Source organism: Gracilibacillus xinjiangensis (genome assembly GCF_042651765.1).
Lineage (GTDB): Bacteria > Bacillota > Bacilli > Bacillales > Amphibacillaceae > Gracilibacillus > Gracilibacillus xinjiangensis.
In genome coordinates this window covers 175283-192391 of sequence record NZ_JBHSDT010000003.1, presented here as the reverse complement: position 1 = coordinate 192391, position 17109 = coordinate 175283, and the positions used below count along the sequence as shown (strand labels likewise).

Genomic DNA, 17109 nt, shown 5'->3' with positions numbered 1-17109 from the left:
ATGATGAGGGGGAGTTTAAACCAACTTTAAAATATTTCTCTTATAGGCTATTATTTACTAATAAGATAAAACTATGTGCAGTTTTCGTATTATTTCATTTTTCGGAAATACATAGTAATAGTAATTCTTATTGTAAAATGGATACTGTTGGAATGAGTATGTTAAATAAAGGGGGATACGGATGGTACGTATATTATATATAGAAGATGAATTAGACATAGGCAGCTGGGTAACTGAGGATTTAACTGCAAGGGGCTATGAAGTCATTTGGCGTAAATCGGGCGAAAATATGGAAAACTATCTAACAGATATTGATTTAGCTGTTTTAGATGTTATGTTACCGGGTTTGGATGGATTTTCGCTTGGTAAACGGATCAAAAAGGAGGTAGAGAATTTACCAATCCTTATGTTATCAGCTCGTACGGCCGTCGAAGATAAGATTGAGGGCCTTAGCTTTGCCGATGATTACTTAACTAAACCATTTCATCCAGAAGAATTAGCTGCTCGAGTGGAAGTTTTACTGAGGAGATTCCAAAAGAATAACGATATATTGGAGATCGGCCATTTGAAAATATCCACTAAGTCCATGCTGATAATTAATAAAAATACGGAGGAAGAAATACAATTAACCGGGAAACAATACCACCTGTTTCAATTTTTTATCAGACATTTAAACCAAATATTAACGAAAGAGCAGCTTTATGAGGGAGTCTGGGGAGAACAATACATAGATGGTGATAAGACACTAATGGTACATATCCGCTATTTACGAGAAAAAATAGAAATAAATCCGGCAAAGCCAACGATCATTGAAACCATTCGAGGGATTGGATATCGGGTGAAGGTATGAAGAGATTTTTTAAATCATTACTAGCAAAATATATGGTGATTATTGTTTTAGCAATCTCACTTGTTCAAATAGCTTATCTTATACTCGCCATATTTGTTTTTGGTTTATCAATAGGGATTGATCAACCAAATTCTGCAGATAAAGCAGATTATGAGAAAATTGAAGAACAATGGCATCAAGATGCTAATCAATTAGAAGCTTCTTCTGATCAACAAGTTCAGCTCCTTTTTGAGGAATGGAAGGAGAATTATTCAAACGCAACAATGTTTCGGGTCGATCAAAATGGAAATCTGGTAAATCAAATGGGTGTGAAAGAAGATCTCCCTGCCAAATGGACGCCTTCTTTTACTGCCAAGTATATCAAAGATCGCTATGGTGGTGATCCATTTACAGTCATTGCTTTTGTTGGAGGAGACGAATCCAATGGTTTTATTGTATTTGAGATCCCCCGAATAAATTTCAAGACACCCATAGAAATTGCCTATGAAAGATTTGGAGCTATCTTGTTAATTGGAATAATTGTGATTATATCTTTGTTTATTTTTCTTTCATTCTTATTCTTCAGAGGGATTAGAAAGCGTTTAATGCAATTACAGGAAGCGATGGAGATTAGAGATGTTGATGGCTTACCTATTCCGATCAAAGTAGAGAAACATGATGAAATTGGGCAACTCCAGTCTGCATTTAATCAAATGGTAAACGAATTAAAGGAAAGTAAAACACGGGAACAGGAAGAGGAACAATTAAGGAAAGAGCTTATTGCCAATCTGTCACATGATCTGCGGTCACCATTAACGAAAATAAATGCACAAGCATTTACACTGTCAAAATTAAAGCTTCCATCAGAAATGAAGCGGTCATTAAAAGTACTGGAAACTTCCATAGAAGATATTGATAAATTAATTGAAAACCTGATGTCCTACACATTGTTAATGGCTAGTAAATATAAAATAAATTGTAAAGAAACCGATATTGTTCGTTATGTACGGCAATGTCTAGCAACATGGTATCCAGTTTTTGAAAAAGAAGGCTTTGAAATGAAAGTTGATATTCAGCCTTTCCAAAAAAGTCAATGGTTTGTTGATCCGATGTGGTTTGGGCGTATACTGGATAATTTGCTGCAGAATGTGCTTCGTCATGCTGCTTGTGGCAGGTATGTGGAAGTAACAACAGAATCAACAGAAGAGTATGATGGTTTTATTATTATGGATAAAGGAAAAGGAATGGAAGGAACTTCTGACCAAAAAGGTGCAGGGATAGGTTTGTCAATTGTCGACATGATGATTAAAGGCATGCAATTAGATTGGAAGGTCCACTCCACTAAAGATGGAACAACGATAAGAATAATGAAGTACAAATAAGTGTATGGGAAGAGGACATCTTAACTTCTTCCCATACACTTTTTAGATCTTCCAAGTTGGCATCTTTTTTAAACAAAATTTAAACTAGGCACCCACCTTGTTTTAACCTTGTCTCTCTATCATAGATAAAGAGGTGATAGTCATGGAATATATCGTAGAAACGGAAAATTTAACAAAACGCTTTGGGAAAGAACTAGCAGTATCAGCACTTGAGATGAGAATACCAAAAGGGGAGATTTATGGTTTTCTTGGACCGAACGGTGCAGGAAAGACAACAACCATTAGAATGTTGTTAGGGTTAATGAGACCAACTTCTGGTTCCATTCGAATTTTCGATAAGGATTTGACTAGAAACCGAATCAATATATTGAAGAGAGTCGGATCATTAGTCGAAAATCCATCTTATTATCCACACTTAACGGCATATGAAAACTTAGAAGCATTAAGAAAAATCCTTGGTGTATCTAAAGCGAGGATTATGGGAGTATTGAAGATTGTTCGACTTCAAGAGGTAGCAAACAAGAAGGTCAAAGGCTTCTCATTAGGAATGAAGCAACGATTAGGTATTGCCGCATCACTATTGAATAACCCAGATTTATTAATATTAGATGAACCAACAAACGGCTTAGATCCATCCGGAATTATTGAAATCCGCCAGCTAATTCAGCGATTACCGCAGGATTATGGGATGACCGTGATTATTTCAAGTCATTTATTATCTGAAATAGATCAAATGGCAACAACAGTAGGTATCGTTTCAAAAGGGAGAATGATCTTCCAAGACTCCATTGACGAGATGCGAAAATTCGCTAAACAAAAAGTACTTTTAAAAGTAAGTGATAGTAAAGCAGCATGGCGTGCACTATTAGCAAAAGGACTTCGAGCAGACTTGGATAATGGGAATCTATCATTACTTAATCGAACAGATGAAAAGGTAGCAGAGGCTGTTAAATATCTTGTCCAAGAAGGCTTTTCCATTTACCGTGTGGAAGAGGAGAAGAAATCTCTCGAAGATGTCTTCCTTCAAATGACAAAGGAGGAGCATGTGGGATGATGTTAAGACTCCTCTCCGTAGATTTTCTCAAGATTAAACGCAAAGGTCTCTGGTTTCTAGTGGTATTAGGACCTGTTGGTGTTGTTGCCCTGCAAATGGTGAACTATGGCGTAAGGAAAGATTATTTACTGCAGCAAAGTGAAAATGATTGGCAATATTATATGTTAAACATTATGACATTTACGCCACTAGCGATTGTATTAGGTATCGTTATTTTAACCTCATTCATGGCAAGTATCGAAAACGAGACGAATGCGTGGAAACAATTAATTGCATTGCCTGTTTCAAAACTATCTGTATATTTATCAAAGTTTACAGTAATTACATTTCTGCTGTTCATCTCATCGATATTGTTAATGATTTTTACACTCTGCTACGGTATGACTCTCGGTTTAGGTGAAAGTATTCCCTATTTAGGGTTGTTAAAATATAGTTTTTTTCCTTTTTTAGCGGCATTACCTGTACTCGCATTGCAACTATGGTTTGCTACAGTAAGTAATAATCAAGCAATTCCCGTTACCATTGGGGTTATTGGAGTTATTTTTGCTTATTCTGCGTTTGTCTTACCTGACTGGATGATTTGGAAATGGCCCGCGCTTATGAATGAATGGGATAAACCGGTAGTTAATGTAATTCTAGGTGTCGGGTTTGGTTTTTTGCTATATCTTATTGGAATGTTCGATTTTAAGAGAAGGGATGTTAAATAATTGTTTTCTATCACAAGCTCTGAGTGGTATAAATTAAGAAAATCAAAAATAATTGGTATACTTCTTGTTGGTCCAATGGTCGGCTTATTTATCGGATTAACAGCCGGTTTGGATAATTTAGGGACGGGAATGAATGAGTGGTATGTAAAATTGCTATCAATGAATTTAACCTATGCGCTTTTATTTTTGCCATTAATAACAGGAGTGTTAGCTAGTACGACATGCAGATATGAGCATCAATCAGGTGGCTGGAAGCAATTGCTGGCATTACCTGTTACAAGAGGACGTGTTTTTGCCTCAAAATATATTTTATTAATGGCACTTGTTATGGTCATCCAGTTACTTTATCTTGGTTCTATCTATCTTGTTGGGATAATTGATGGAATCCAAGATGCCTTCCCGCTTGCCATTGTATGGAAAAGTATCTTTGGCGGCTGGGTCGCTACATTGCCATTAGTTGGTTTACAATTATGGATGTCGATTTTATTTAAAAGTTTCGCTGCACCATTTGCCGTTAATGTTATTTTTACGCTTCCAACCATATTAGTGGTAAACTCGGAACGCTTCGGACCTTATTATCCATGGGCACAGCCATTTTCCATGATGTATATCAGCGAAAGTGCGGATGATGTATTTTTTGTACCATGGGATCAGTTGCTAACAGTTGTTGGTGGAAGTTTTCTCTTGTTTTCCGTTGGGGGATATCTCTATTTTCAGCGCAAAGCGGTTTAGATAAACAATTGTACAGAAGAAGGGATTGGTGAAATTGAGAAGATTAATATTATTACTTCTAATCTTGGTAGTGTCAGGTTGCGGGAATGTTGAAGCGGTAGAGAATGCTCAACAATATATTACCACTATAGAGGAATTGAACATACCGGATGATGTGAAAGTGATCGGATTAGGTGAAGCAACCCATGGAAATGTTGAGTTTCAACAATTGAAAAAGGATGTCATGGAAGTATTGGCAAAGAATGAAGGGGTTCAGGTATTTGTTCTGGAAGGTGATTTTGGAGCAGGGCAAAAAATAAACCAATTTATCCTGTCTGGCAAAGGTACAGCAAAAGAAGCTGTTTTTGCCCTGGATTATGAAATATACAGAACACAAGAAATGATTGATTTGGTGCAATGGATGCATGATTATAATAACAAAGCTACTAATGATGAGAAGGTCTACTTCTACGGAAATGATATGCAACGTTACGATGCGAGTAAGCAAGGTTTGTTGGATTTCTATCAGCCCTTATCTGAAGAGAAAATGAGCCAATATGAGCAGAAGTTATCTGCTGTTTCAAATGATACCATGCGTGAGTTAACAAAAGAGCAGTTAGAGCAAGTAATGGTAACCCTTGATGAAATTATTTCAGACTTACAACATAATGAAGAGAGCTATAGTGAGCAATCAACCGCGGAAGGTTATGCATTGGCTCTACAGTATGCAAGAGTGATGAAACAGCGAACAAATCTCTTCTTAACAGATAACTATACCCAATTGCGGGATCAGTATTTAGCAGAAAATTTAAAATGGATTGTTGATTATGAATCATCTAGGGGGCATAGTAAGATATTAATTTCGGGACATAATGGACATATCGAGAAAACATCTGCCAATGCAGCTGGTTATAAATCAATGGGAAATTATTTGGATGAGACGTATGGTGATGAATATTTTGCGATTGGCACAGATTTCTTAGAGAGTGAATTTCAAGCTAAGAATGGCAGCTCGGATAAACGGGAAATATATAAAGTAAGTAACAAAAACCAATTATTAGAGGTTTTCCGGAATGTGGAAGGGAGTATATTTTATGTCAATTTCGAGAAGGCAACGGAATCTGAAGAGCTTTCAAGTATAATTGCAACTAAGCATAAAATGGCGAATATTGGTGATGATTTTCGCTCATGGTATAAATTTGTGAAAAGTTTCTATACCATCGAAATGACTCCGGAAGAAGCCTACGATGGGATTATAATTGTTAAAAATGCCACACCAACAAAAGTTATTGATTAGGCTATTATTTATCATAGGCTTTGCATACTTAGTATATCTTGGTCTTTAATGCCAGTACGTAAAATTATTGAAATTCCCCCAGAAATACGTAATAATATTAAGCATATCAAAAAATATTAGCCATTTTTAAAAATATTTACGAAATTAATTGGATTAGTTAGCAATTTTAGGTTATAGTAAAGAAAGAATAGCCATTTTTTATATAGGGGAGCCGGAATCATATAACTGTATGAGTTCCGGTTCTTTTTTTGTTTAATCAATTTTTAAATGAGAAAAATAATAATATTCATCTGTTTTTTTAAAAAAGGAAGGAAAAAAGGATAAGGAGCTGATTAATCGATGTGTGGCAGATTTACGTTATCTATCTCCAAAGAAGCGATTGAGAATGAACTTGGTATTGTTATAAGTGACTATCAGGAGAGTTATAATATAGCACCAACCCAAAAAGTGCTCGGAGTAGTAGGATCTGCAGAAGGTTATCGTGCAGGTTATTTCAGGTGGGGGCTTATTCCTAAATGGGCAAAAAACCCTTCAATTGGGGCCAAAATGATCAATGCACGGAGTGAAACGGTTGATGAAAAAAGATCCTTTCAACCACTGCTGAGCAGAAGAAGGTGTGCCATCATTGCTGATGGGTTTTATGAATGGAAACGTGATAACGATAAAAAAGTTCCCTATCGGATCCTGTTGAATAATAAACAGGTATTCACATTTGCAGGTTTATGGGACAAGTGGGAAAGGGAAGGAGAAGAAATTGTTACATGTACTATTTTGACTACTGAACCTAATGAACTGATGAGCGAAATCCATGATCGTATGCCAGTAATCTTAAGTGAACAAAGCAGGGAGTTATGGCTTAATCCATCTGTCCAGGATCAAGAGATGTTGAAACAAATTCTTAGACCATATGATGCGGAAGAAATGTCTTTATATCAGGTCTCGACACAAGTAAATAATCCTAGAAATAATGATGCAACCTTAATTCAGTCGGTCTAACTGAAAAAAGCGAATAATTTAACGAATATTAGTGTAAATTAATCAGAGAAAAAGACTTATCATAGAGGGTGTATCATGAATTATTTAAAAGCATTTGGATTAAAGTTTTTAGTTAGTAGTATTGTACTATTATCAACATTTACTGTATTTTATGATGCTAATATTATGAAGGTTATTGTAAGCATATTGGTTATTACAGTTGTTTCATTTATTGTAGGTGATATTCTAATATTGAGAAAAGTAAGTAACACTATCGCAACAATATTAGATTTAACCCTTCATTTTATCTTGGTATGGATGCTGGTTGAACTGCTGTTTTATGCAGGAACCTCTGAAATCTTACCAGTTTCCGTGCTGACTGCTGTCTTAATTACAGCTCTGGAACCGTTTGTTCACCGTTTGCTGGAACACTCTGAGTTGGAGAATGTAACAACGTTAAGTCATGAGCGTTTTCAAGCGGAAATAAGTGAGGAATTAATGAAAAGAGATGAGGATAACTAGTTTATTTCATTTCTTATCTCTTAACAGGTAGGGGGTTTATCCCGAAATAAATAACCCCTCCGATTTTTACCGAAGGGGTGAAACGTGAGGCAAATTAGGAGTAGCGAATCTATCTGAAAGCAGTATAGCGTCTGTGATAGAAAAATGAATTATATAAATATTGCTCCCCCATTAGGACTGATGAACTGCCCACAAAAGAAATTTCCTTCGTCAGAGGCAAGAAATAATGCCGTTGCAGCAATTTCATCCACAGTACCTAACCTCTGAAGTGGAATATCTTTTTCTTTTTCTATCCACTCAGGCTCCATATCTGCTAAGATCATGTCTGTCCCAATTGGACCGGGTGCTATTGTGTTCACAAGAATATTCGGGGCCAACTCCAGTGCTAAACTTCTTGTTAAGCTATTAACACCGCCTTTTGCGGCTGTATAATGTGTGAAATTAGCTCTGCCTTTCACAGATAATTCAGACGAGATATTAATAATCTTACCAACACTTTGTTCTTCCATTAGTGGTATAAAATACTTACACATTAAGAAAACTCCACGTAAGTCGACATTCATTACCTTATCCCATTCTTCTGTAGGCATTTCAGATATTGGCATCTCATTTCCGATCGTCCCTGCATTATTAATTAATATGTTCATCTTGCCGAATGTATCTTTAGTTGATTGTACCAAATGAATAACATCGTCCTCATTGCTTATATCTGTCTTTACTGCTAAACATTTGACCCCATAAGATTCTATTTTTTCTACAATCTGGTCAATGTTCTCTTCACCTTCTAAATAGGTAAAGACAATATTTGCACCAGCTTTTGCAAATCGATTAGCAATACCTTTGCCAATACCTTTACTTCCCCCGGATATAACGGCAACTTTATTTTTTAAATCCATTGGACTAACCTCTTTTCTTATGCATTTTGTTCTGCAGGAATTCCGTTTAACTCTTCCAATTCCTCACTCGATACGGTTCTTTCTAAACGGTGGGCTTCTAATGTAGCCTCATTTGGTGTTGATAAGAATGAAACAAGGAACATGACAATACCAGAGATAATAAAACTGAAGAATCCAGGTACTTGAAGTAATGTCCAAATTAATCCGCCCTCACCAGGTAAAGGTACACCGAAGAATGTTGTAGCTAAATAGACGAATAATCCAGTTGTAATACTCCACCAAACGGCTTTTCCAGATACACCTTTCCAGAATGGCGGAATTACTAATGGCCAAATTAATGTTACTAAAATAATATCCCAAGCAAGGTAAGCTAATGATAAAATCTCTTCAAAAGCAACGGACAACACGAGTGCTACTACACCACAAATAACAATAGCAATTCTGGAGATAAACAGTAATTTTTTTTGCTGTGGTTTGCGGTTAATAAAGTCTAAATAGATATTCTTAGTGAATACTCCAACTGCAGCCATATAACAAGCGGCTAAAGTAGACATGGCCATTCCTACCATTGCTGTTAAGAAAAGACCTGCAAAGAAAGGATGCCAATAGGTAACGGTATATGTTAATAACAATGATTCAGCATTTTCAGCACCAGGGAAGATAGTTCGAAATGCTTCCCCAATCATTCCAGGCGTCCAAGCTACTAGTAAAACTACAATACCAGCAATAATCATTGATTTAGAGGCAACTCGGGCACTCTTTGCACCGCAAACTCTTTGTCCCAGATCTGCAGCAGCTATATCACCAATTGCAAGTACTAGGAATAGTGACCAAAATTCTGCGCCTGCTTTTGTGAATAATTTGTTAGGGTCCCACCATTCCGCATTAAAGATTGTGCCATCAGAAGTTAATGCAATTACGACAGTTACTGCAATGATTCCTAACACAGAAACAATACCATTTAAAATATCAGCATAAGCCAGTGACCACAGGCCGCCCATAATACAATAAACTAATGTTAAAATAACGAACACGAGAGCTGCTGCCCAAAGAGGGATGTTAAATATTGTTTCAATAATTAGGGCTCCACCAACAGTTAACGCTCCAGCATTGAAGAAACCGAATGCAATAATCGTAATAACCCCTGCAAACGCGCCAAGTTTCTTATCTGCAAAACGGAGGCCATAATAATCCCCAATTGTCCAGCCTTTTAACCTTCTTAAAGGTTTTACCCAAGTAAAAGCACCTATGATCATACATGCCCCTAGACCACCCATTGTAGCAAATGCTTCCCATCCGCCTAAGAAATAACCGGAATCAACTGCTCCTAAATAGAATGGTGCAGCTAATAATGCCGCAGTTAAGCTCCATGTTACTAATGGTAAGGGAAGATCCCAGTTAGCAACAATGAGATCCTCTGCCGAGTTTACACGTTTATACCCTTTGAAACCTAAGTAATATATTCCAATCATAAAAATAATAAAAATTGTGATTATCATCTGTTTCATCTCCTGCATCTATTAATTTATGTAAATCACTTGTCTGTTAAGATTTGGGTCAATGAAATAATCTGTATTAGAATAGCAGACTAGCGTATTTCATTTGAGCTGCAAAAAAATCAGCAGCAATAATGATTACTGCTGATCTAATCAGTTAGAAAATTATAGCTTAAATTGTTTAGCTAGTCGGTTCAACTCTTCAGATAATTGAGCTAACTTCTCAGAGTTTTCTGCAACACTTTCCATTGAACTGCTTGTTTGCTGTGATGAAGCAGTTGTTTCTTCAACGCCTGCTGCTGATTCTTCTGAAATCGAAGCAATATTTTCAATAGAATGATTCATGTCATTACTACTATCTGATATATCCGCTAAATTATTTGAAACTGTTTCAATTTTAGTTACCATTTCAGATAATGCATTGGTGATGTTTTTAAATGTTTCATCCGTATTTTTAATCAGGCTTGTACCATGTTCAACTTCCTTATACCCGCCTTGTAACGATGACGCCACATTACTTGACTCTGTTTGGATATTACCAACTATACCTGTGATATCTGTAACGGAAACAGATACTTGCTCAGCTAGTTTCCTTACTTCGTCTGCAACAACCGCAAACCCTTGTCCGTGTTCACCGGCACGTGCTGCTTCAATAGCTGCATTTAAGGCCAGTAAGTTCGTTTGTTCTGCGATGTCTTTAATTACAGAGACTAATTTGGAAATTTGTTGGGACTGAGTGTCAAGTCCTTGGACTTTTTGCACAGCATCTTGTACAATGCGGTCAATTTTCACCATTTGTTGATTAGAAGAAGCCATTAAGGAACTGCCATTATCAGTTAAATTTAACATTTCATTTGAAGATTCCAGTATTTGTTCACCATTTTTATTAGCAGCTTGTACTTTTGTCAGGAAAGTTTCCATTAAAGTGGAAAGATCTCCAACACTTTGAGCTTGTTGTTCTGTTCCAGATGCCAACTCTTCCATTGTTGTTGTAATTTGTTCGGAACCAAGTTGTACTTCTTTTGCCGAGTTATTTAAGTCATCACTTTGATCTCTTAAAATATCGGTCGTTTTATGGATACTTGAAATAACTTCCCTTAATTTCTCTAACATATTGTTAAAAGAGTGTGTTAATTTACCAACTTCGTCATTTGATTTAACTTCTAAATTCTTATGTGATAGATCTCCCTTAGCTATTGCACTAGCAGCCTCAACAACTCGATTTAGTGGTCGAGTCATCTGACTGATAACAAAGTAAATAATAACACTGAGGATGATTACACTAATTGCACCGATGATTGTTTGGGTTAAAGTAGCCTTATTTAGAATAGAACTTATGTAATCAGCTGAATAATCTATCCCGATAACGGCTACTTGATTTCCAGAGCTGTCTTCAAGTGGCACAAATACAGTTTGCCAGTTTCCGAACGGATCAGCAAAGATATCGGTCACAGCCGGTTCTCCTGTATCCATTGCCTTTTTTGCATTTTCTAGATGAATAGGGGCAAGGTCATCAAATAACTCTCCAGCATTATAGATCTCGTTCAAATTCTCTGTATAAGCTATTGGATTAACACTATCCTCATTTTCCAAAAGCCAGATATAACTCCATTCCATGACACCTTGTTCATTTTTGATATTTTCCAATATTTGTTGAACTGCGGTGAAATTCTGGTCCCCTTCATTTTCAATTTGCAGAATCTGATCGACTGTTTCGCCATTTAGATTTAAAGCAGTTAAGACACCTACACTTCTCAATTCCTGTTCTAAATCATTTTGAATATTCGTCCTAAGGCTGTTGATATTGCTCCATGTCACCAATATGAAGCAAATAATGACAACAGGGACAATGATTAATGCAATTTTGTTTTTCAACGATAGATTAGAAATTTTCTTCATGATGCATCACCTCTCAATTATTTTTTCTTATAGTCTGAAACTATTTAGATCATTTAATGAACATGGCTAACTACTTTGTAATGGTATAATTGCACTAGTTAAATAAATATAAATATAATACCATGATAAAATAACTAGTACTTTACAAGGATATATGAAACATAGGTAAATTTCAACAAAATTTGCAACAAGATTCATAATTTTACACTAAAATTACATTATAGAATCATATAATTGGGTATTTATATTGTTTTCGGTGATTTAAAGTAATACGGACTTTGAATATATAATTATAAAAGACTATAGAAATGGTCTGAGCTTAGCTGAATATGTGTATTGTACAAATACCAGATTCAAGATCGATGATTAATTACGCACTTTCTTCATATAATGGAAGACAAGGTGTTATATGGAAGATACTATGGTATGATGGTATATATTCAAAATTTGTTATATTTATCAGATTCTGTAGAATATGGGAACCTTTTTGTGTTTCCCTCGTATTTATTTAATAAGGAAAAAGGGGGTGGATTGATTGGAGCACTAGATATTTATTGGTGGTTATTATGGGGGAGTCTGGCAATTGCCCTCATTTCTCTATTCTTAGGTAATATTCTTGATGGGATATTAGAAAGTGTTTTTGATACGATTGGCGATTTTTTTAATCCATTGCTAGTTTTCGGGACATTGGCTGTCATTGCTGGCTCAGGGGTTCTTTTAACCAATTATACCGGATTAGGAGAATTCTATGTTCTGGCAATTAGTATTCTTTTTGGTCTTGGGGCCTATTTCTTTATTTATTATTTTTTGGTTATTCCAATGTCAAATGCAGAATCGTCAACATCTATTTCGATCTTTGATTTAGAAGGGAAAATAGGTGAAGTGATTACGACAATACCTGGCTCAGGGATGGGGGAAGTATTTGTTGCTTCAACTAGTGGCAGCAGAAGTGAAACAGCTGTTAGCTTCGATCAGGTGGAAATTAAGCAAGGGAAAAAAGTAGTTATTGTAGAAGTGAAAGATCATATTTTATTAGTTTCAGAGATTGATGAATTTTAGGAGGGAATGGAATGGACTTTATTGTGGTAATTGGAGTTGTTGTTGCTGTTATTATTGCTTTTGCAATATTGTTTGCTGTAAGATACAAAACGGTTGGCGCTGATGATGCAATGATCGTCACAGGTAGTTTTCTAGGTAGTAAGAATGTACATAGAACGGATGATGGTGGTGGAATTAAGATTGTCCGTGGGGGTGGAGCGTTTATTCTGCCAATCTTTCAACGTGCAGAAAATATCAGTTTACGTTCACACAGCTTAGATATCTCTACACCAAATGTTTATACAGAGAATGGTGTACCAGTCATGGCGGATGGGACAGCAATTATCAAAGTACAAAGCACCACAGAAGGTATTGCTACAGCTGGTGAGCAATTTTTAGGAAAAGATAATTCAGAGTTACGTAAAGAAGCCCAAGAAGTGTTAGAAGGTCACCTGCGTGCAATATTAGGTACAATGACAGTTGAAGAAATCTACAAGAATCGCGAGCGCTTTGCTCAAGAGGTGCAAACACAAGCAGCTGTTGACCTTAAAAAAATGGGACTGCAAATTGTCTCGTTCACCATTAAGGATGTTCAAGACGAGAATGGCTACTTAGAAGCATTAGGGAAACCTAGAATCGCTGAAGTTAAACGTGATGCACAAATTGCAGAAGCAAATGCTATGCGTGATGCAAGAATTCAAAAAGCATCTGCTGAACGAGAAAGTAAGGGTGCTGAGCTATTAAGTGAAACTCAAATTGCAGAATCAACAAAAGAAAAAGAATTAAAAATAGCAGAGTATAAACGAGACCAGGATACCGCGAAGGCAGAAGCTGATATGGCATATAAACTGCAATCAGCGAAAGCAGAGCAAAAGGTAAAAGAGGAAGAAATGCAAATTCAATTGGTTGAGAAGAACAAACAAATTGAGATTGATGAAAAGGAAGTATTACGTAAGCAGCGTCAATATGAAGCGGAAATTTCCAAAAAGGCAGAAGCAGAACGTTATGCAACAGAGCAAAAGGCAGAAGCGGACAAAGTTACACGTGTTAAGCAAGCAGAGGCAGAAGCTGCGCAAATCCGTCTTGATGGGGAAGCAGAAGCAGATGCGATTCGTCAGAAAGGTTTAGCAGAAGCGGAAGCAAAAGAAAAATTAGCGGAAGCAATGGAGAAATACGGTGAAGCAGCTATTCTTGAGATGATTATCAAAATGCTTCCAGATTTTGCAGCGAAAATTGCTGAACCAGTTAGTAAGATTGATAAAGTAACAGTTGTTGATAATGGTAATGGAGATGGAGACGGGGCAACCCGGATGAGCAGTTATGTAACCAAATTAATGAGTCAGTTACCGGAAACATTAAAAGATGTGTCAGGTGTAGACTTAAAAGGTATGTTAGATAATATCTCATCAAGAAGTGAATCGAAACTGAAAGAGAATTTGGAAGTAGCCAATAAGAAAAAACCTGAATACAGTGAAGTAGAATAAGGGAAAGAAAGGGTTAGTTCTGTTGAACAGTACTAGCCTTTTTTGAAGAAATAATTAATACAAAGGAGGGTATGATGAAGACTTTAAAACCTTTCTTTCTGGTTACGGATATTGGTTTTATTATATATTGGCTAGTAACATACTTTCATTGGATCCCTAAATCATGGGCATTCAAAGATTATGATAATGAGATGATCATTGCATGGAACTGGTCATTTTTCCCTTTAGATATTTTTATCTCGGTAACTGGCTTATTCAGTCTTTATTTGTATAAAAGAAATAAAGAATCTTGGAAGAGTCTTGCACTTATTTCCTTGGTGTTAACATTTTGCTCAGGTCTGCAAGCCATATCTTTTTGGGCGTTTAGCAGAGACTTCGACATAATGTGGTGGTCTGTTAATTTATATTTGTTAATATACCCGTTATTTTTTATCCATAAGTTTATTTTAAAGAAAGAAAAACAAACGCCTGCTCAGGATGGATAAGCAGGCGTCAATAATAGAAAACATACATAATAAGATTGCTTTGTTCTCCTCAACCAGAGAGATTTTCCGCACTATCGTCCAAAGTTTATTGTTTGTAATATTAATAATCCTGCTGCTTTCTGTTTCAATTGGTTAATTTGTGTAATAGTAAAAGGATTCTCCCAGATATTGATAATAAAATCGTTACACTGGTGTCCTGGAAAATTTTATGAATAAAATTAAAAAAGGTCTTGAAGTGGCCAAACAAGCAAAAACGGAATACAGCGAATTAGATGAATAGAGAAAAAGGTTAGTATCATGCTAACCTTTTTTTATTCGGGATATACTGTCTAAATTAATTTTAAGCGGTTGATGCATATAGTCTTCATTCAATAATCCTATGGAATAACCATCAAATTAGCGGTATGTGATGCTTTGGTTATTCTGTAGGAATATTTTAATTTATTTAAAGCCAAATCAGCTTATCGATTGTCTAATAGATAGAATGGAGAGATTGGAGGAGAAAAAGCTGTGAAGCAAACGATTGTTATATTAGATGATAGATGACGGAGGAATTACAAATTTATTTCCAGCCACTTTCAAAAGGAAAACTTTTTATAGGGTACGTTTATAATGGTAAGAGCACGTGAACTCGTTGAAGACAAGTAGCCAGACAGAATTTATGTAAATGTCACTATATTATGTGATATAGAAACTTGCAAGGAGATGAGATGACACGATTTATTTCGAAACACCTTTAGAGAAAAAGCAGCGGCATAGATAGAGGTGATAATTATCAATCAATTAGTAAAAAAAGCACAAAAAGGTGATGAGAATGCATACATCACCCTTTATCAACAATATGAAGCAGATATTTATCGGATGGCATATATATATGTAAAAAATCGGGAAGATGCTCTGGACGTTGTTCAGGAGACAGCTTATAAATCGTTCAGTCAGATTAAGACATTGAAGAATCCAGACTATTTCAAAACATGGCTGATCAAAATTACGATTAACGTCGCACTAAGTCATTTAAGAAAAGAAAAAAAGGTAGTTCATTTAAGGACAGAATACATTGAAACGATTCCTTCAAATGAAAAAGAAGATGTTTCTATTCAAATAATACTTAAAGATTTAATCGAAAAGCTAAACGAAAATGAAAAAAGTGTTGTGTTATTAAAGTTTTATGCAGACCATACAATAAGCGAAATTTCAGACATATTAGAAATGCCTCTAGGCACAGTGAAAACCATATTATATCGTTCTATAGAAAAACTACGAATGCAAATGAAAAGGGAGGATATTTATGAACAATGAAGTTAAACGCGAAATGGAAAAGATCGAAATCCCCGAGGAACTACATGAGAGGGCTGAATTGGGAATCAAGCAAGTGAAACAAGAAGAGAGGAAAAGGAAAATATATCCTAAATGGATGATTGGAACAGCAGCTGCTTTAATGATCATAGGGGCATCTTTTTCAGTCGGTGGTTCTTATATGGTTGATGCAGCAGAAACTTTGCTAGGGAAAATATTTGAAACAGAAGAACAAGAACAGATTCAAGCTGATATTCAGAAAGCGGCTCCAGATCCTGAATTAGGTGCAGAAGAAGCTAAAGGCTCTTTGTTGCAAATGGAACAGCACTTGAAACTAGCAAAAGAGCATCTCTCGCCAGAAGACTTTGAGGATTATAGCCAGTTGATTAAGGAAAGTATGGAAATTAACGTTGAAATGTTGGCAACTCCTGAGGCAGATCAGGAGAAATTGGATAAACGATTGCTCGAAATTCAGGCAGAACTTGATAAGTACGGAATATATGCATTGACAATTCATACTCTAGAAGAGGCCCAGACGATGGTCAGTTATCCAATCAAGCATCCAGCTTATATACCAGAAGGCTATCAGTTGATAGAAGAAGAAATAAGAACGGAAGAAGCGAATGCCGGTGAAGACCCTGTAGTAATGTTGCAATATCACCAAATAGACGGGGAATTTAATTTCTATACGTTTACAGAGAAAATAGATCATTCGAAAGAGGATGAATTAACATGGTACGACCATATTGATTCTTATCAACTGAGCGGATATACTTTCGAGCATGCTTATGATGGTGGCCCATATCATAATAATGTGCAGGGAATGAGGGTCACTATTCCGGAAAAGGGCTACGAGATTTTGATGCATGCATCTTTATTGTCCAAGGAAGAAATGGAAAAGGTGTTGTTATCAATGGTTGAGTAGTGGACTAAAGGCTAGAGGGGGGGCTTTTTTTCAATCCAAGCCCCTTTTTTTTATGGCTAATTCTATATGTTTTTAGGAAGTGTTTATTTGTTTCATGCAACACAGGGATTTTA

16 protein-coding genes are annotated in these 17109 nt (G+C 36.1%); 13 read left to right on the top strand and 3 right to left on the bottom strand.

Annotation, left to right across the window (positions count from 1 at the left end; genetic code table 11):
- Window positions 1-181: 181 nt before the first annotated feature.
- The 8 genes from ACFOY7_RS03885 to ACFOY7_RS03850 all read left to right on the top strand — a co-directional run bounded on the left by ACFOY7_RS03885 (window position 182) and on the right by ACFOY7_RS03850 (window position 7477).
- The gene (locus tag ACFOY7_RS03885; RefSeq protein ID WP_390249582.1) at window positions 182-850 is read left to right on the top strand and encodes a response regulator transcription factor; all 669 of its coding nucleotides are present in this window, start codon (window positions 182-184) and stop codon (window positions 848-850) included.
- Complete coding sequence (locus ACFOY7_RS03880) at window positions 847-2211, top strand: HAMP domain-containing sensor histidine kinase (RefSeq protein ID WP_390249580.1); 1365 nt, start codon at window positions 847-849, stop codon at window positions 2209-2211. The genes ACFOY7_RS03885 and ACFOY7_RS03880 overlap by 4 nt, the downstream gene beginning before the upstream one ends.
- A gap of 142 nt (window positions 2212-2353) precedes the next feature.
- Window positions 2354-3265, top strand: a complete 912-nt coding sequence (locus tag ACFOY7_RS03875) for an ABC transporter ATP-binding protein (RefSeq protein ID WP_390249578.1) — start codon at window positions 2354-2356, stop codon at window positions 3263-3265.
- Complete coding sequence (locus tag ACFOY7_RS03870; protein ID WP_390249576.1) at window positions 3262-3972, top strand: ABC transporter permease; 711 nt, start codon at window positions 3262-3264, stop codon at window positions 3970-3972. The genes ACFOY7_RS03875 and ACFOY7_RS03870 overlap by 4 nt, the downstream gene beginning before the upstream one ends.
- A complete protein-coding gene (locus ACFOY7_RS03865; protein ID WP_390249574.1) occupies window positions 3973-4704 on the top strand; it encodes an ABC transporter permease in 732 nt (243 codons plus the stop codon).
- A gap of 28 nt (window positions 4705-4732) precedes the next feature.
- Entirely contained in the window at window positions 4733-5980 is a 1248-nt protein-coding gene (locus tag ACFOY7_RS03860) for an erythromycin esterase family protein (protein WP_390249572.1), read from the top strand.
- A gap of 339 nt (window positions 5981-6319) precedes the next feature.
- A complete protein-coding gene (locus ACFOY7_RS03855) occupies window positions 6320-6976 on the top strand; it encodes an SOS response-associated peptidase (RefSeq protein WP_390249570.1) in 657 nt (218 codons plus the stop codon).
- A gap of 75 nt (window positions 6977-7051) precedes the next feature.
- Window positions 7052-7477, top strand: coding sequence for a DUF2512 family protein (locus tag ACFOY7_RS03850; protein WP_390249568.1), 426 nt, complete (start codon window positions 7052-7054; stop codon window positions 7475-7477).
- Between the two features lie 149 nt (window positions 7478-7626).
- Here ACFOY7_RS03850 and ACFOY7_RS03845 read toward each other — a convergent pair whose 3' ends face one another.
- From ACFOY7_RS03845 to ACFOY7_RS03835, 3 genes are all read right to left on the bottom strand, one after another.
- On the bottom strand, window positions 7627-8373 hold the full coding sequence (locus ACFOY7_RS03845) for an SDR family NAD(P)-dependent oxidoreductase (RefSeq protein WP_390249566.1): 747 nt from the start codon (window positions 8371-8373) through the stop codon (window positions 7627-7629).
- 17 nt (window positions 8374-8390) lie between these two features.
- Window positions 8391-9872 carry a sodium:solute symporter family protein gene (locus tag ACFOY7_RS03840; RefSeq protein ID WP_390249564.1) on the bottom strand — a complete coding sequence of 494 codons (1482 nt, stop codon included), beginning with the start codon at window positions 9870-9872 and terminating at the stop codon, window positions 8391-8393.
- Window positions 9873-10034: 162 nt separating this feature from the next.
- Complete coding sequence (locus ACFOY7_RS03835; RefSeq protein ID WP_390249562.1) at window positions 10035-11768, bottom strand: methyl-accepting chemotaxis protein; 1734 nt, start codon at window positions 11766-11768, stop codon at window positions 10035-10037.
- A 429-nt stretch (window positions 11769-12197) separates the two neighbouring features.
- On the opposite strand from ACFOY7_RS03835, the gene ACFOY7_RS03830 reads away from it, so the two are divergent.
- From ACFOY7_RS03830 to ACFOY7_RS03810, 5 genes are all read left to right on the top strand, one after another.
- Window positions 12198-12827 (top strand): NfeD family protein, encoded by a 630-nt coding sequence (locus ACFOY7_RS03830; protein ID WP_390249560.1) that lies wholly within the window; start codon window positions 12198-12200, stop codon window positions 12825-12827.
- A gap of 11 nt (window positions 12828-12838) precedes the next feature.
- The gene (locus ACFOY7_RS03825; protein WP_390249558.1) at window positions 12839-14290 is read left to right on the top strand and encodes a flotillin family protein; all 1452 of its coding nucleotides are present in this window, start codon (window positions 12839-12841) and stop codon (window positions 14288-14290) included.
- Between the two features lie 71 nt (window positions 14291-14361).
- The gene (locus ACFOY7_RS03820; protein WP_390249556.1) at window positions 14362-14775 is read left to right on the top strand and encodes a YvaD family protein; all 414 of its coding nucleotides are present in this window, start codon (window positions 14362-14364) and stop codon (window positions 14773-14775) included.
- A 765-nt stretch (window positions 14776-15540) separates the two neighbouring features.
- Window positions 15541-16074 carry an RNA polymerase sigma factor gene (locus ACFOY7_RS03815; RefSeq protein ID WP_390249554.1) on the top strand — a complete coding sequence of 178 codons (534 nt, stop codon included), beginning with the start codon at window positions 15541-15543 and terminating at the stop codon, window positions 16072-16074.
- Window positions 16064-16996 (top strand): hypothetical protein, encoded by a 933-nt coding sequence (locus ACFOY7_RS03810; RefSeq protein ID WP_390249552.1) that lies wholly within the window; start codon window positions 16064-16066, stop codon window positions 16994-16996. Before ACFOY7_RS03815 ends, ACFOY7_RS03810 begins: the two co-directional genes overlap by 11 nt.
- Window positions 16997-17109 lie beyond the last annotated feature (113 nt).

Coding starts and splice junctions, on each gene's coding strand:
- ACFOY7_RS03885 (WP_390249582.1), top strand. CDS start 182: ATGGTACGTATATTATATATAGAAGATGAATTAGACATAGGCAGCTGG.
- ACFOY7_RS03880 (WP_390249580.1), top strand. CDS start 847: ATGAAGAGATTTTTTAAATCATTACTAGCAAAATATATGGTGATTATT.
- ACFOY7_RS03875 (WP_390249578.1), top strand. CDS start 2,354: ATGGAATATATCGTAGAAACGGAAAATTTAACAAAACGCTTTGGGAAA.
- ACFOY7_RS03870 (WP_390249576.1), top strand. CDS start 3,262: ATGATGTTAAGACTCCTCTCCGTAGATTTTCTCAAGATTAAACGCAAA.
- ACFOY7_RS03855 (WP_390249570.1), top strand. CDS start 6,320: ATGTGTGGCAGATTTACGTTATCTATCTCCAAAGAAGCGATTGAGAAT.
- ACFOY7_RS03850 (WP_390249568.1), top strand. CDS start 7,052: ATGAATTATTTAAAAGCATTTGGATTAAAGTTTTTAGTTAGTAGTATT.
- ACFOY7_RS03845 (WP_390249566.1), bottom strand. CDS start 8,373: ATGGATTTAAAAAATAAAGTTGCCGTTATATCCGGGGGAAGTAAAGGT.
- ACFOY7_RS03840 (WP_390249564.1), bottom strand. CDS start 9,872: ATGATAATCACAATTTTTATTATTTTTATGATTGGAATATATTACTTA.
- ACFOY7_RS03835 (WP_390249562.1), bottom strand. CDS start 11,768: ATGAAGAAAATTTCTAATCTATCGTTGAAAAACAAAATTGCATTAATC.
- ACFOY7_RS03830 (WP_390249560.1), top strand. CDS start 12,198: ATGGTATATATTCAAAATTTGTTATATTTATCAGATTCTGTAGAATAT.
- ACFOY7_RS03825 (WP_390249558.1), top strand. CDS start 12,839: ATGGACTTTATTGTGGTAATTGGAGTTGTTGTTGCTGTTATTATTGCT.
- ACFOY7_RS03820 (WP_390249556.1), top strand. CDS start 14,362: ATGATGAAGACTTTAAAACCTTTCTTTCTGGTTACGGATATTGGTTTT.
- ACFOY7_RS03810 (WP_390249552.1), top strand. CDS start 16,064: ATGAACAATGAAGTTAAACGCGAAATGGAAAAGATCGAAATCCCCGAG.